Origin of the sequence: Buttiauxella cochleicola, from assembly GCF_021282405.1 — a bacterium.
In the GTDB taxonomy this organism is placed as follows: domain Bacteria; phylum Pseudomonadota; class Gammaproteobacteria; order Enterobacterales; family Enterobacteriaceae; genus Buttiauxella; species Buttiauxella massiliensis.
In genome coordinates this window covers 119,891-134,479 of the sequence record NZ_JAJSOU010000007.1, presented here as the reverse complement: position 1 = coordinate 134,479, position 14,589 = coordinate 119,891, and the positions used below count along the sequence as shown (strand labels likewise).

Here is a 14,589-nt window from a genome sequence, read left to right as displayed (position 1 = left end):
TGCTCCCTTGCCGCCTACCTGTAACTCGAATTATTTAGAGTCTTCCTCAATATGGCACTCGCCACAGCCAATCAATACATTTTCGCTATCAATCACCCGCCCAAACGGTATTGGTTTTGCACCATTGTCAGTCGGTATAACTGAGTTAACGCTAACTCTGATTATTCGTCACATGACATGGAGCACCCGATGCCGACTCTTGACAACTCCCCGTACTACGCCGCAGATATTATCCGTTCCCGCATTAATGGCCTGGTGCCACGCGTGGCTTTCATTCTCGGTTCCGGCCTGGGTGAACTGGCTGAGAAAATCGAACAGGCCGTTGTTTTCCCTTATGACGAACTGCCTGGTTTCCCGGTAAGCACCGTACATGGCCATGCGGGTGAACTGGTGGTCGGTACGCTTGCTGGTGTTCCCGTCGCCTGCATGAAGGGACGCGGTCATTTCTACGAAGGGCGCGGTATGTCGGTGATGACTAACGCGATTCGTACCTTCAAATTACTCGGTTGCGAAATTCTGTTCTCAACTAACGCCGCCGGTTCGTTACGCCCGGAAGTCGGCCCTGGTAGCCTGGTTGCGTTGAACGACCATATTAATACCATGCCTGGCACGCCAACCGTCGGCCCTAACGATGACCGTTTCGGCGAGCGTTTCTTCTCACTGGCAAATGCCTATGACGCGGATTACCGTGGCGTTTTACAGCAGGTCGCAAAAGAGCAGGGCTTCCCGCTAACTGAGGGCGTATTTGTTTCTTACCCTGGCCCGAATTTTGAAACCGCGGCTGAAATTCGCATGATGCAAATCATCGGTGGTGATGTGGTAGGTATGTCAGTGGTGCCTGAGGTGATCAGTGCACGCCATTGTGGCCTGAAAGTTGTCGCAGTTTCGGCAATTACTAACCTCGCAGAAGGTCTTGGCAGTGTGCAGCTCTCCCACGCGCAAACCCTGGCGGCTGCAGCACTTTCGCGCCAGAACTTTATCAATCTGATTTGCGGTTTCCTGGGCAAACTCGCCTGAGGCACTTCCAACACACTAGGTAAAACACATGGCGATTAACGGTATGGCGATTCAACCTCGATTGAAAATCATGTTGTTTTTGCAGTATTTCATCTGGGGGGCCTGGCTGGTCACGCTGGGTTCGTACATGATTAATACCCTCGGATTCCGAGGGGCAGATGTCGGTATGGTGTATAGCACTAAGGGAATTGCTGCGCTGTTAATGCCGGGAATCGTTGGGATTATTGCCGATAAATGGCTGCCGGCGAATCGCGTTTATGCGCTCTGCCACCTGGTGTGTGCGGCAATGCTAGCCTGGGCGGCCAGCATTAATCAGCCGGGCCTGATGTTTTGGGTGATGCTGGGTAATGCGATGGCATTTATGCCCACAATTGCACTATCGAATACTATTTCTTATGCCAGCCTCGAAAAAGCAGGGCTGGATACTGTCAGCCATTTCCCACCGATCCGCGTCTTCGGCACCATCGGTTTTATCGCCGCAATGTGGACCGTGAGTCTGATGCGCTTTGAACTTAGCAATCTTCAGCTTTATATTGCAGCTGGAGCGTCATTAGCGCTGGCCCTCTACTCACTAACTTTGCCAACTATACCAGTGGTGAAAGGTGGGATCTCTCGTACTTGGGTAAGCCGCCTGGGGCTTGATGCTTTTGTATTGTTCAAGAACCCGCGCATGGCTGTTTTCTTCTTATTTGCCATGTTGTTAGGCGCGGTGTTGCAGATTACCAATACTTTTGGCAACCCATTCCTGCACGATTTTGCGCGTAATCCTGAATTTGCTGATAGCTTCGTGGTTCAGTATCCATCGATTTTGCTATCGGTTTCGCAAATGTCGGAAGTGGCCTTTATCCTCACCATCCCATTCTTCCTGCGCCGTTTTGGTATCAAGCAGGTGATGTTGATGAGTATGGTGGCCTGGGTGCTGCGCTTTGCGTTGTTTGCCTGGGGCGATCCGTCTGCCTTTGGCTTCGTTTTACTGCTGCTTTCGATGGTGGTTTACGGTTGTGCGTTCGACTTCTTTAATATCTCCGGTTCCGTGTTTGTGGAGCAAGAAGTGGATTCGCGTATTCGAGCCAGTGCTCAGGGGTTGTTTATGACGATGGTCAACGGAATTGGTGCCTATCTCGGTGCGATTCTCAGCGGATATGTCGTGGACTACTTCAGCGTTGATGGCGCCAAAGACTGGACCACAATCTGGTTGGTGTTTGCCGGATATGCGTTAGTACTGGCGGTTATCTTCCACTTTAGTTTCCAGTATCGCCACAACCCAACACTTAAGGCTTCGGCACCGGTCGCACATTAACAGTCGGCCGGATTACAGCGAGCAGCAGGAGTGCTAACGTATGGGGCTGCCAGAACATAGGGAGCCCCATGACTATTTCACAGCGAACATACCGTACAGACTTAAAACTTCTGCGCTATTTCCAGGCAGTGGCGGAAGAGTTGCACTTTGGCAAAGCGGCCTTGCGGCTAAACATGTCCCAGCCACCACTGAGTTTCCATATCAAAGAGCTTGAGTCTCAACTCGGTACCGTTTTGTTTATTCGCCATTCACGCAGCGTTGCGTTGACACACGCGGGCGAAATCTTGCTTGAAGAGACCCGTCGATTGCTCGACAGCGCAAACCTTGCATTGGCCAGGGTAGAACAAATTGGTCGTGGTGAAGGCGGGCGCATTCATTTGGGAATTGTTGGTACGGCTATTTGGGGTGGGTTACGTCTTGGGTTACAACAGTTTATCGCTGATTTTCCGGCTATTGATATTCTGTTTCGCGAGAAGTCGCCGGGAGATCAAATCTCCTTGATTGAGCGTCACGAAATTGACGCCGGTATCTGGCGCATGGAAACCAATCCTCCTCCGGGTCTACGAAGTGAAAAACTACATGACGCTACGTTCCTTGTTGCTTTGCCAGATAAACATCCGCTGACGAAACAAGCTGCTATTGATATTGAGTCACTGCGCCATGAACCATTTGTCACTATGACTGCGGTGCATTCTGACTGGACGTTTTTGCAAGGTGTATGTCGCGAAGCGGGTTTTTCGCCTCGTATTGTCAGAGAAGCAGTTGAGCCGCAGACCGTACTGGCGCTGGTCAGCATCGGTATAGGGTTGACTATTATGGCCGATAGTTACGCGCAGATGAGTTGGCCGGGTGTCACCTTCCGTCCGCTGACAAAAGCGATCCCGGCAGATCTTTATGTGGTGTACGATCCGCATCATTTGGCATCTACAACGCGTCATTTAATCGACGTGTTAAAGCAGTCGCCAGACACATTGCCCGTTCGTTGAAACCAGATGGCAGTGATATGATAGTTGCGCTGTCATTATTGGACTGGAAACGCTGAGGTGCAGGGTGAAAATCGCCATTTTATCCCGGGATGGAACGCTTTATTCTTGTAAACGTCTACGTGAAGCGGCGTCACGCCGTGGTCATGCAGTCGAAATTATCGATCCCCTTTCTTGTTACATGAACATCAATCCGTCTGCACCATCAGTGCACTATAAAGGCCGCCAGCTTCCTCATTATGATGCGGTAATTCCACGTATTGGCTCCGCGATCACTTTCTACGGCACGGCGGTGTTGCGTCAGTTTGAGATGTTAGGTAGTTACCCGCTCAACGAATCGGTTGCCATTACGCGCGCGCGGGACAAGTTGCGATCATTGCAGTTAATGGCTCGTCAGGGGATTGACCTGCCGGTCACCGGTTTTGCCCATTCGCCTGATGACACCAGCGATTTAATTGACATGGTAGGCGGTGCGCCACTGGTGGTGAAACTGGTGGAAGGTACCCAGGGAATTGGCGTGGTGTTAGCCGAAACGCGCCAGGCGGCGGAAAGTGTAATAGATGCATTTCGCGGTCTGAATGCCCATATTCTGGTGCAAGAATATATAAAAGAAGCGCAGGGCAGGGATATTCGTTGCCTGGTAGTGGGTAATAAAGTCGTTGCCGCAATTGAACGTCAGGCAAAACCGGGGGATTTCCGCTCCAATTTGCACCGCGGCGGGGTGGCGAATCAGGTCTCCATTACAGATCGTGAGCGAGAAATCGCCTTACATGCGGCGGCGACCCTGGGTCTGGATGTCGCAGGGGTGGATATCTTACGTGCTGAACGTGGCCCATTGGTGATGGAGGTTAACGCGTCACCTGGTCTTGAAGGTATTGAAAAGACAAGTGGAGTCGATATCGCGACATTAATGATCCAATGGATTGAGCAGCAAGCGCAGCCGGGCTATTGCCTGAAAACCGGCGGCTAAATTCGAGCGAATGCGCCATTGGGCGCATAAAATTAGTATGAGCCGCCATTTTTGCGTAAGCTATACCCCTCATATTTCAAGCTGCATCTTTGTTGGCTGCGTTCACTCACCCGAATCACTTACTTATGTAAGCTCATCGGGATTCGTTCTCTTGCCGCCGCGATGCAACTCGAAATATTTTGGGTATTATGCGACTTTATCTCCCTTTAAAAGAGGCTACGGCATTTATGGATTCACTCGTTGTCCCTACTCTGGACATCTTACGCCGCTGGCTGGACGAAATCGGTGTGACCATCTTCGAGTGCGATACATGCCAGGCGCTCCATCTGCCGCATATGCAGAATTTCGATGGTGTCTATGATGCGAAAATCGATCTAGTCGACGATATCGTCTTGTTTTCAGCGTTGGCTGAAGTAAAGCCATCTGCTCTGTTGCCACTGGCATCTGATTTGTCTTCTATTAATGCCAGTTCGTTAACCGTGAAAGCGTTCCTGGATATCCAGGACGACAATTTACCTAAGCTGGTCGTTTGCCAGTCGCTACAAGCGTCCGTCGGAATTACCCGCGAACAGTTTGCTGCCTTTGTAAAACAGAGCGAAGAGCAAATATCAATGGTGATTCTGGAAGCCTGCGCAAACCAACTGCTCTTTATCTCTGATGCAGATGAAGAACAAGAAGATGGCACAGTTATTCAAACTCACTTTCTTCACTAATTGTTTCATTCTTAACCGCAGCGGCTACTATACCCGCTGCGTTCCACGTTTTTTTATTCTGCCTTCTTAGCCTCCGACCAGAATTATTCTCGCCACTCCTGCCAGTTTTGCGCCATACCATAGATGTTTTATGGTTAAAAAATTGATAAAAGTCACTTTTCTGCTTGGGCTATAGTCTCGAAGTCTGGCTACAGTTATTCTTGCGGGACGCTACAAGCGTGCAACATCTGCAGCAAGGCGTCTGTACTTTTTTTACTGCAGTTTGCATAGAGATGCATGATTCTTGCATGTGCCAAAAGCGAGAAGAAAATGCGTAAAAGTATGATTGAGTAAATTATGCTCGCGAAAGCGGGAATTAGACTTTTTCAGAAGGAATCACATATGTTTACCCAACGTAAAAAATTGTTATCCGGTGTGGTGGCAGGTGCGCTGATGACAGCGCTAATGGCTGTTTCTGCTACCACATTTGCTGCGGAACAAAAGACGCTGCACGTTTATAACTGGTCTGATTATATTGCGCCGGATACGCTGGCAAATTTCACCAAAGAAACTGGCATTAAAGTGGTGTATGACGTTTTCGACTCCAACGAAGTGTTGGAAGGGAAGTTGATGGCGGGCAGCACTGGCTATGATCTTGTGGTGCCATCTTCTCAGTTCCTTGAGCGTCAGGCTCAGGCCGGTATTTTCCAGCCTCTTGATAAAAGCAAACTACCGAATTACAAAAACCTCGATCCGGAAATGCTTAAGCTGGTGGCCCATAACGACCACGACAATAAATACGGCATTCCGTACATGATGGTAACCACCGGTATCGGCTACAACGTCGAAAAGGTGAAAGCGGCATTGGGCAAAGACGCGCCGGTTGATAGCTGGGATCTTATCCTGAAACCAGAAAATCTTGAGAAGCTGAAAAGCTGTGGTGTTTCCTTCCTTGATGCACCAAGTGAAGTTTACGCGTCGGTCCTGCATTACCTTGGCAAAGATCCAAACAGTACCGATCCGAAAGATTACACCGGAGCTGCGAACGATCTGCTGCTGAAACTGCGCCCGTCTATTCGTTATTTCCACTCATCCCAATATATCAATGACCTGGCTAACGGCGACATCTGTGTAGCGATCGGCTGGTCCGGCGATATTCTCCAGGCAGCAAACCGCGCCAAAGAAGCAAAAAATGGCGTGAATATTGCTTATACCATTCCTAAAGAAGGGGCGATGGTGTACTTCGATATGTTCGCAATGACCGCAGATGCGAAAAATAAAGACGAAGCGTATCAGTTCCTTAACTATTTGATGCGACCGGATGTGGTAGCGAATATCAGTAATCATGTTTATTACGCTAATGCGAACAAAGAGTCGACGCCGCTGTTAAACGCTGAAATTCGCGATAACCCGGGAATTTATCCACCGGCAGATGTGCGTGCCAAGCTGTTCACTCAGGGCGTGCAGTCTCCAAAAGTTGACCGTGTTATTACCAGAGCCTGGACTAAAGTTAAAACAGGCAAATAATACCCGTCATACTTCAAGCCGCAGATGCGTTGACTGCACCCGTGCGCCCCAGTCACATAGTTATCTATGCTCCTGGGGACTTACGGCCTGGTCGCCTTCCTGCAACTCGAATTATTTTGGGTATAAGTGTTATCTAATTAGATTTGCAACGCAGCGGTGCACCGAAACAGTGCATGTGCTCCAACACGGACAGAAGTGTTAAAACTTCTGTCCGTTATTAGTACGGCAACCGGGTCGTACCTCTATTTTGTTTTTGCCGGAGAGCAACATAATTGAACGACGCAACCCCTCGTCCGCACGCGAAAACTCGCAAAGCGCTCACCCCGCTGCTTGAAGTTCGCAACCTCACAAAGTCCTTCGACGGGCAACACGCCGTTGATGACGTGAATCTCACCATTTATAAAGGCGAAATTTTTGCGCTGCTCGGGCCATCTGGTTGTGGAAAATCAACCCTGCTACGCATGCTGGCGGGTTTTGAACAGCCAAGCGCTGGGCAAATCATGCTCGATGGCGTGGACTTGTCGCATGTGCCTCCGTATCAGCGACCGATCAATATGATGTTCCAGTCCTACGCACTTTTTCCGCACATGACGGTCGAGCAAAATATTGCGTTTGGTCTCAAGCAAGACAAGTTACCGAAGAATGAAATAGCTCAACGCGTGCAAGAAATGCTAACGCTTGTGCATATGCAGGAGTATGCCAAACGTAAACCGCATCAGCTTTCTGGAGGGCAGCGCCAGCGTGTCGCTCTGGCGCGTAGCCTGGCGAAACGGCCAAAATTATTGCTGCTTGATGAGCCAATGGGTGCGCTGGATAAAAAACTGCGTGACCGTATGCAACTTGAAGTGGTGGATATTCTTGAACGCGTGGGAGCAACCTGCGTCATGGTAACGCACGATCAGGAAGAAGCGATGACCATGGCGGGGCGTATTGCCATCATGAATCGTGGCAAGTTCGAGCAAATTGGTGAGCCGGAAGAAGTCTACGAATATCCGGCGACACGTTATAGCGCTGAATTCATCGGCTCTGTGAACGTCTTTGAAGGGCTGCTAAAAGAGCGCCAGGAAGATGGCCTGGTGATTGATAGCCCGGGGCTTGTGCATCCGTTAAAAGTTGACCCTGATATTTCCGTTGTCGACGGAGTTCCGGTGTATGTGGCCTTACGCCCAGAAAAAGTGATGCTTTGTGACGAGCCGCCAGCCGACGGTTTCAACTTCGCGGTCGGTGAAGTGGTACACATTGCTTATCTTGGCGATCTGTCGATTTATCATGTGCGCCTGAAAAGCGGCCAGATGATCAGTGCTCAGTTGCAAAATGAACATCGCAATCGCAAAGGGATGCCAACTTGGGGCGATGAAGTTCGTCTTTGTTGGGATGCTGAAAGTTGTGTGGTTCTTACGGTTTAAGGGGGCGAAATGAGCACGATGACTGAACGCCCGGCCGAGCCACCGGCAAGCGGTTTCAAATTGTGGCTTGGGAAAATGCAAATGCGTCATGGCCGCAAGCTGGTGATTGCATTGCCTTATTTGTGGCTGATTTTGCTGTTTATGCTGCCGTTCTTGATTGTCTTCAAGATCAGTTTTGCAGAAATTGCGCGATCCATTCCACCTTATACCGATCTGGTGACCTGGGCTGACGATCAGATTTCACTGGCGTTAAACCTGGCCAACTATCTCCAGTTAACCGACGATCCGCTTTATGCCGAAGCCTATTTGCAATCGCTGCAAGTGGCGGGTATTTCCACTATTTGCTGTTTGCTAATGGGTTATCCATTGGCATGGGCGGTAGCCCACAGTAAGCCATCAACCCGCAATATCCTGTTGCTGCTGGTTATTTTACCTTCATGGACGTCGTTCTTGATCCGCGTTTACGCGTGGATGGGGATTCTGAAAAATAACGGTGTACTGAACAATGTGCTGATGTGGTTGGGCGTTATCGATCAACCGTTAGTGATTCTGCATACCAATCTGGCGGTCTATATCGGTATCGTTTATGCCTACTTACCATTTATGGTGTTGCCGATTTATACCGCGCTGACACGACTCGATTATTCGTTAGTTGAAGCCTCCTTGGATCTGGGCGCACGTCCTTTGAAAACGTTCTTCAGCGTCATCGTGCCACTGACTAAAGGCGGCATTATTGCCGGTTCTATGCTGGTCTTTATCCCGGCGGTAGGTGAGTTTGTTATCCCGGAACTGCTCGGAGGGCCAGATAGCATCATGATTGGTCGCGTATTGTGGCAGGAGTTCTTTAATAACCGCGACTGGCCGGTGGCGTCAGCGGTGGCAATAACAATGCTTATCTTACTGATTGTGCCGATTATGTGGTTCCACAAATACCAGAATAGAACGGCGGGGGACCATGCATGAATAATTTACCGGTAGTGCGTTCACCGTGGCGCATTTTGATTTTGGTGATTGGTTTCACCTTCCTCTATGCACCTATGTTAATGCTGGTGATCTACTCGTTTAACAGCTCGAAACTGGTGACGGTATGGGCAGGATGGTCAACGCGCTGGTATGTTGAGTTGTTCCAGGACTCAGCAATGATGAGCGCCGTTGGGCTTAGTTTGACCATAGCGGCGGCTGCGGCCACGGCGGCGGTGATTCTCGGAACAATTGCGGCAGTGGTAATGGTACGTTTTGGTAAATTCCGTGGCTCGACGGGGTTCGCTTTCATGCTCACGGCACCGTTGGTAATGCCTGACGTCATCACCGGTCTTTCATTGCTACTTTTGTTTGTGGCATTGGGACACGCGATTGGTTGGCCAAGCGATCGTGGCATGCTAACCATCTGGCTTGCACATGTGACCTTCTGTACGGCGTATGTTTCGGTGGTGATAAGCTCACGTTTAAGGGAGCTGGACCACTCTATCGAAGAAGCTGCGATGGATTTAGGGGCGACACCGCTGAAGGTTTTCTTTGTGATAACCGTTCCGATGATCGCTCCAGCGATTATCTCTGGTTGGTTGTTGGCGTTCACTCTATCCCTAGATGACCTGGTTATTGCCAGTTTTGTTTCTGGGCCGGGGGCAACAACGTTGCCGATGCTGGTATTCTCAAGCGTAAGAATGGGGGTGAATCCTGAAATTAACGCATTGGCGTCTATAATTTTGGGAGTCGTCGGGGTTATCGGTTTAATAGCCTGGTGGTTTATGGCTCGAGCAGAAAAGCAACGTCTGCGCGATATCCAGCGTGCAAGGCGTACAGCTTAAATAATTCGGGTTGCAGGCAGCACCCTTGCAACTTAAAATCTGCAGCGATAATTCCCATAGTGCCGCGCAAGACGCGGCACTATGTCGTATGGAACACGAGGTTTGCGGAAATTTTCAGGAAACGAAGTCAAACACAAGCCAAATTGAACGCTCCCACTTTAGTGCTGGTGGCGGCAATTGCTATTCTTTCAACGCGAGTCCTCGATCTTATGTTGCTTTTCAACATGCTCGGGGTTCGTGGCGTTATTGATTTTGTTCACCGCAGTGTGCAAACGTGGAACTTGACGCTGATTTTTCTCGGCAGCCTGGTGATGCTGTGTATCGAATTACGTTGTGCCTTTGTCATTATGAAAGGGCGTAATTGGGGACGCTGGGTATTTCTTGCCACGCAGGTCATTGCAGTTGCATATCTGTGGTCGGCGTCGCTTGGTTGGGGTTACCCTGAGCTATTCAGTATCCCTGGTGAATCAAAGCGTGAAATATTCCGGTCGTTGATGACGCAAAAACTTCCCGACCTGTTAGTGCTATTTCTGCTGTTTATCCCCACGCGGAGCCGGCTTTTTTTTAAACTTCAATAACCGCGTAGTGCTACAATCTGTGCCCCCGGTTTTCAGGATTTAATTATGCATTGCGCGCTCTATCAGGCAAATCGCTGCCGCTCTTGTCAGTGGATTGAACAGCCGATTTCCGAACAGCTCACCGCCAAAATGAACGAACTTCAGCACCTGCTGGAGGGTATTGCGGTGCATGACTGGCGTGAGCCGATGAGTGGCCCTGAACAGGCATTTCGCAATAAAGCCAAAATGGTGGTCAGCGGCAGCGTAGAAAAACCATTATTGGGAATGTTGCATCGCGATGGAACACCGGAAGATTTAACCGAGTGCCCGCTTTATCCTGCCTCATTCCAGACTGTATTTGCCGTACTGAAGCCTTTTATCGCCCGTGCTGGCTTGACGCCTTATAACGTGTCGCGCAAACGTGGTGAGTTGAAATACCTGTTGCTGACTGAAAGCCAGAAAGATGGTGGCATGATGCTGCGCTTTGTTCTGCGCTCTGAAGCCAAACTGGAACAGCTGCGAGCGGCATTGCCGTGGTTACAACAACAGTTGCCACAGTTAAGAGTAATTTCTGCCAATATTCAGCCGGTACATATGGCGATTATGGAAGGCGAACTGGAAATTCCATTGACCGAACAACAGGCGCTGGAAGAACAGTTTAATGGTGTGCCGTTGTATATCCGCCCGCAAAGTTTCTTCCAGACTAACCCAACGGTTGCCACATCGCTGTATGCGACTGCGCGTGGATGGGTTCGCGAATTGCCAGTCAAACACATGTGGGATTTGTTCTGTGGAGTAGGCGGGTTTGGCCTGCATTGCGCGACACCCAATATGAAATTGACCGGGATTGAGATTGCCCCAGAAGCCATTGCCTGTGCACGTCAGTCGGCTGAAAAACTCGGTTTAACCGATATTCATTTTCAGGCGCTGGACTCCACGAAATTTGCGACTGAGCAACAGGATGTGCCTGACCTGGTATTAGTGAATCCGCCAAGACGTGGTATTGGACAGGCGTTGTGCTACTTCCTTAATAACATGGCCCCGAAATACATTATCTATTCAAGTTGTAATGCGCAGACCATGGCGCGAGATATTTCTTCATTGGCGGAATATCGGGTCGAGCGCGTGCAGTTATTCGATATGTTCCCGCATACGGCACATTACGAAGTATTGGTGCTGCTGGTGAGAGTGGCAAATTAACGTGGTGGATGTCGCTGTTAGCTAATCCACCCTTTAAAGCACCTGGCTTTGAGTCGTTCGGATTAGCCTAAGCGACATCCGATGTAAGTCATTACTCTTTACTGCGGGAACCACTGATCGCTAATCTTTTTGTAAGTCCCGTCAGCTTTAATCGCCGCCAGCGCGGTATTCAGTTTGGTCAACAGAACCTGGTTGTCAGGACGCACTGCAATACCCAAACCTGTGCCAAAGTATTCTGCATCAGTAACATGCTCGCCAACTGTGCCTAATTGCGGGTTTGTTTTCAGCCATTCGTTTACCACTGCCGTGTCACCAAATACCCCATCAATACGGCCATTTTTCAGGTCAATAATCGCATTCTGGTAGCTATCGTAAGAGACGGTTTTAATTTCCGGATGTTTGTCCTGGAGATATTTTTGGTGCGTGGTCCCATTTTCCATACCAATACGTTTGCCTTTCAGCTCTTCAAAGGATTTGAATGCACCTTTTTTGGCAATGACGACGGCTGAGTTAGCATAATACGGCGTGGTGAAAGAAACTTGTTTGCTACGCTCAGGCGTAATATCCATGCCGGAGATCACAGCATCGTATTTACGGAATTTTAGCGACGGAATCAAGCTGTCAAATGCATGGTTAGTGAAGGTGCATTCTACCTGCATTTGTTTGCATAAAGCTTTAGCCAAATCGATATCGAAACCGACAATCTGATTGTTGGCATCAAGTGATTCAAATGGCGGATAAGTGGCCGAAGAACCAAAGTTGATTTTGTCTGCTGCAGCCACGTTGAATGCGGCTGTAGCGAACATTGCGGCCAAAATAAACTTCTTCATGTGTGTTGCTCCTGTCTGTCATGTTTTGTTGTATTCACCGTTTCCCGGCGTCAAAAAATCATGCCAGCATATGAATTTATATGCAAATAAAATGTATAATTATATTTCTACAGGCGTAAAAAAGGCGGGAAAGTTCCCGCCGTTTTAAGATGATGAATGGACGTTTAGTTACGTCGTTCAAATGCCAGTGCACGGCGTTCTATCACACGCATCAACAACGTTAATAGCCCGTTCACCACCAGATAAACCAGGCCCGCAGCCCCGAACACCATCACATCGTAAGTGCGACCATATAGCAGTTGCCCGTGGCCCATCACTTCCATCAGCGTAATGGTGTACGCCAGTGAGGTACTTTTAAACACCAGAACCACTTCATTCGAATAAGAAGAAAGTGCGCGTTTAAATGCATAAGGAAGCAAAATGGCGAGCGTATCTTTCTTACTCATCCCTAATGCACCGCATGACTGCCACTGGCCTTCAGGAATGGCACGGATTGCTCCGTAAAATAGCTGAGTAGTATATGCCGCACTGTTTAACGACAGCGCAATCAACGCACACAGCCATGGCTCAGAAAGCAGGTGCCACAAAACCGGGTAGTTTTGAATTGACGGGAACTGACCCGGGCCGTAGTAAATCAGGAAGATTTGCACCAGCAAAGGCGTGCCGGTAAAGAGAGTGATATAGGCACGCACAACGTAAACCAGTACCGGTGTTTTCAGCGTCAGAACGATGGTGAAAAGCAGCGATAAAATCAGCGCGACCACAATGGATGCCGCGGTGAGTGTCAGGCTGGTATGCAGGCCTTTAAACAGCTCCGGTAAATACTCAAACATCAGCCGGGTCTCCGTTCAAAACGCGTCGCTCTCAGGTCAATACGTTTGAGTACATACTGGCTGATGAGGGTGATCACGAGGTAGATCGCGGCGGCAACCACATACCAGGTAAACGGCTCCTGAGTACGAGTGGCGATACTCTTGGTCTGTAGCATCAAATCGTTAACGCTAATCAGCGATACCAATGCGGTATCTTTGAGCAATACCAACCACTGATTACCTAAACCCGGCAGCGCATGGCGCCACATTTGCGGCATCACCAGGCGGAAGAAAATGGCCGCCTTCGACATGCCTAATGCCTGGCCAGATTCCCATTGCCCAACTGGCACGGCTTTAAGTGCGCCACGCAAAGTTTGTGAGGCGTAAGCCGAGTAGAGCAGGGAAAGGGCAATGACGCCGCACAGGAACGGGCTGACATCGAAATTCTCAATCTGCAATTGGATAGGAATTTGCGCAAAACCGAGGTTGAGGACAAAACCATCTGAGAGAATCAGCAATAACTGGGAGGAGCCGAAATAAATAAACAGCACCACCAGGATTTCAGGCAGACCGCGCAGCACCGTAACCAAAGCTGAACCCAGCCAGGCTATCGGACGCCATTTCGCAGACTCCCATACGGCAAAAATCATCGCCAGAGCCAGGCCGATGATTAGCGCACAAACGGCAAGGCCGACGGTCATCCCGGCGGCGCTCGCTAAAGGAAACATTTCGTTCATTCAGATTACTTCTGGAACCATTTTTCGTAGATGGTCTGGTATGTACCATCTTTCTTCACTTTTTCCAGCGCGGTGTTGAACTTCGCCTGCAAATCAGTGTTGCCCTGACGAACAGCGATGCCCAGACCGGTACCGAAGTAGCCTTTGTCTGTTACTTTGTCGCCAATAGCGGCCAGTTTAGGTTCTGCTTTCAGCCACTCAGTCACCACAGCTGTATCACCAAATACCGCATCGATACGACCATTCTGTAGGTCCAGCTTAGCGTTCTGGTAGCTATCGTAAGGAACCACGGTGATTTCTGGATGTTTATCCATGATAAATTTCTGGTGCGTAGTACCGTTCTGCACGCCAACTTTCTTACCTTTAAGGGCAGCGATATCAGCAACTTTGCCTTTCTGACCGACAAACAGAGCTGAGTTGTCGTAGTAAGGGTTGCTGAACAGAACTTGTTTTTCACGCTCAGGCGTGATGTCCATACCCGCCATAATTGCGTCGATACGACGGAATTTCAGGCTTGGGATCAGGCTATCAAAAGACTGGTTGGAGAATGTGCAAGTTGCATCAATCTCTTTACACAGCGCATTAGCCAAATCGACATCAAAACCAACGATCTTGTTGCTGGCATCCATAGATTCAAACGGAGGGTAAGAAGCTTCCGTTGCGAAACGAATAGTTTGTGCAGCCGTCGCGGAAAGGCTCAGGCTGGCTAATAATGTGGCAAGCAGAACTTTTTTCATGGTTATTTTCCCG

At 49.4% G+C, this 14,589-nt stretch carries 15 protein-coding genes; 11 read left to right on the top strand and 4 right to left on the bottom strand.

The features are described from left to right. Positions 1-189: 189 nt before the first annotated feature. The 11 genes from xapA (at position 190) to rlmC (ending at position 11,460) form a co-directional block, all read left to right on the top strand. A complete protein-coding gene (gene xapA, locus LVQ79_RS11560) occupies positions 190-1,017 on the top strand; it encodes a xanthosine phosphorylase (RefSeq protein WP_232865043.1) in 828 nt (275 codons plus the stop codon). Positions 1,018-1,060: 43 nt separating this feature from the next. Further along, on the top strand, positions 1,061-2,317 hold the full coding sequence (locus tag LVQ79_RS11555; RefSeq protein WP_232865149.1) for a nucleoside permease: 1,257 nt from the start codon (positions 1,061-1,063) through the stop codon (positions 2,315-2,317). Between the two features lie 68 nt (positions 2,318-2,385). After that, positions 2,386-3,303, top strand: a complete 918-nt coding sequence (locus LVQ79_RS11550; RefSeq protein ID WP_232865042.1) for a LysR family transcriptional regulator — start codon at positions 2,386-2,388, stop codon at positions 3,301-3,303. A 64-nt stretch (positions 3,304-3,367) separates the two neighbouring features. Continuing rightward, positions 3,368-4,270: a 30S ribosomal protein S6--L-glutamate ligase gene (gene rimK, locus LVQ79_RS11545; protein ID WP_232865041.1), complete on the top strand. Its 903-nt coding sequence runs from the start codon at positions 3,368-3,370 to the stop codon at positions 4,268-4,270. A gap of 227 nt (positions 4,271-4,497) precedes the next feature. Then, the gene (locus LVQ79_RS11540; RefSeq protein WP_232865040.1) at positions 4,498-4,983 is read left to right on the top strand and encodes a YbjN domain-containing protein; all 486 of its coding nucleotides are present in this window, start codon (positions 4,498-4,500) and stop codon (positions 4,981-4,983) included. Between the two features lie 381 nt (positions 4,984-5,364). Next, complete coding sequence (gene potF / locus LVQ79_RS11535) at positions 5,365-6,489, top strand: spermidine/putrescine ABC transporter substrate-binding protein PotF (RefSeq protein ID WP_232865039.1); 1,125 nt, start codon at positions 5,365-5,367, stop codon at positions 6,487-6,489. A gap of 272 nt (positions 6,490-6,761) precedes the next feature. Continuing rightward, positions 6,762-7,895: a putrescine ABC transporter ATP-binding subunit PotG gene (gene potG / locus LVQ79_RS11530; RefSeq protein WP_232865038.1), complete on the top strand. Its 1,134-nt coding sequence runs from the start codon at positions 6,762-6,764 to the stop codon at positions 7,893-7,895. Positions 7,896-7,904: 9 nt separating this feature from the next. Continuing rightward, positions 7,905-8,858 (top strand): putrescine ABC transporter permease PotH, encoded by a 954-nt coding sequence (potH, locus tag LVQ79_RS11525; RefSeq protein ID WP_232865037.1) that lies wholly within the window; start codon positions 7,905-7,907, stop codon positions 8,856-8,858. After that, a complete protein-coding gene (potI, locus tag LVQ79_RS11520) occupies positions 8,855-9,703 on the top strand; it encodes a putrescine ABC transporter permease PotI (protein ID WP_151992749.1) in 849 nt (282 codons plus the stop codon). The genes potH and potI overlap by 4 nt, the downstream gene beginning before the upstream one ends. A 59-nt stretch (positions 9,704-9,762) precedes the next feature. Continuing rightward, a complete protein-coding gene (locus LVQ79_RS11515; RefSeq protein ID WP_370639846.1) occupies positions 9,763-10,281 on the top strand; it encodes a YbjO family protein in 519 nt (172 codons plus the stop codon). Positions 10,282-10,326: 45 nt separating this feature from the next. Next, positions 10,327-11,460, top strand: coding sequence for a 23S rRNA (uracil(747)-C(5))-methyltransferase RlmC (rlmC, locus tag LVQ79_RS11510; protein ID WP_232865036.1), 1,134 nt, complete (start codon positions 10,327-10,329; stop codon positions 11,458-11,460). A gap of 98 nt (positions 11,461-11,558) precedes the next feature. Here rlmC and artJ read toward each other — a convergent pair whose 3' ends face one another. From artJ to artI, 4 genes are all read right to left on the bottom strand, one after another. Then, positions 11,559-12,290, bottom strand: coding sequence for an arginine ABC transporter substrate-binding protein ArtJ (gene artJ / locus LVQ79_RS11505; protein WP_232865035.1), 732 nt, complete (start codon positions 12,288-12,290; stop codon positions 11,559-11,561). Between the two features lie 164 nt (positions 12,291-12,454). Next, entirely contained in the window at positions 12,455-13,123 is a 669-nt protein-coding gene (gene artM / locus LVQ79_RS11500) for an arginine ABC transporter permease ArtM (RefSeq protein WP_232865034.1), read from the bottom strand. Then, entirely contained in the window at positions 13,123-13,839 is a 717-nt protein-coding gene (artQ, locus tag LVQ79_RS11495) for an arginine ABC transporter permease ArtQ (RefSeq protein WP_064517418.1), read from the bottom strand. The genes artM and artQ overlap by 1 nt, the downstream gene beginning before the upstream one ends. A gap of 5 nt (positions 13,840-13,844) precedes the next feature. Beyond that, a complete protein-coding gene (gene artI / locus LVQ79_RS11490; protein WP_064517421.1) occupies positions 13,845-14,576 on the bottom strand; it encodes an arginine ABC transporter substrate-binding protein ArtI in 732 nt (243 codons plus the stop codon). Positions 14,577-14,589 lie beyond the last annotated feature (13 nt).

Excerpts from the sequence above, each read along its gene's own strand:
- xapA (WP_232865043.1), top strand. The coding sequence starts at position 190 with ATGCCGACTCTTGACAACTCCCCGTACTACGCCGCAGATATTATCCGT.
- LVQ79_RS11555 (WP_232865149.1), top strand. The coding sequence starts at position 1,061 with ATGGCGATTCAACCTCGATTGAAAATCATGTTGTTTTTGCAGTATTTC.
- LVQ79_RS11550 (WP_232865042.1), top strand. The coding sequence starts at position 2,386 with ATGACTATTTCACAGCGAACATACCGTACAGACTTAAAACTTCTGCGC.
- LVQ79_RS11540 (WP_232865040.1), top strand. The coding sequence starts at position 4,498 with ATGGATTCACTCGTTGTCCCTACTCTGGACATCTTACGCCGCTGGCTG.
- potF (WP_232865039.1), top strand. The coding sequence starts at position 5,365 with ATGTTTACCCAACGTAAAAAATTGTTATCCGGTGTGGTGGCAGGTGCG.
- potH (WP_232865037.1), top strand. The coding sequence starts at position 7,905 with ATGAGCACGATGACTGAACGCCCGGCCGAGCCACCGGCAAGCGGTTTC.
- potI (WP_151992749.1), top strand. The coding sequence starts at position 8,855 with ATGAATAATTTACCGGTAGTGCGTTCACCGTGGCGCATTTTGATTTTG.
- rlmC (WP_232865036.1), top strand. The coding sequence starts at position 10,327 with ATGCATTGCGCGCTCTATCAGGCAAATCGCTGCCGCTCTTGTCAGTGG.
- artJ (WP_232865035.1), bottom strand. The coding sequence starts at position 12,290 with ATGAAGAAGTTTATTTTGGCCGCAATGTTCGCTACAGCCGCATTCAAC.
- artM (WP_232865034.1), bottom strand. The coding sequence starts at position 13,123 with ATGTTTGAGTATTTACCGGAGCTGTTTAAAGGCCTGCATACCAGCCTG.
- artQ (WP_064517418.1), bottom strand. The coding sequence starts at position 13,839 with ATGAACGAAATGTTTCCTTTAGCGAGCGCCGCCGGGATGACCGTCGGC.
- artI (WP_064517421.1), bottom strand. The coding sequence starts at position 14,576 with ATGAAAAAAGTTCTGCTTGCCACATTATTAGCCAGCCTGAGCCTTTCC.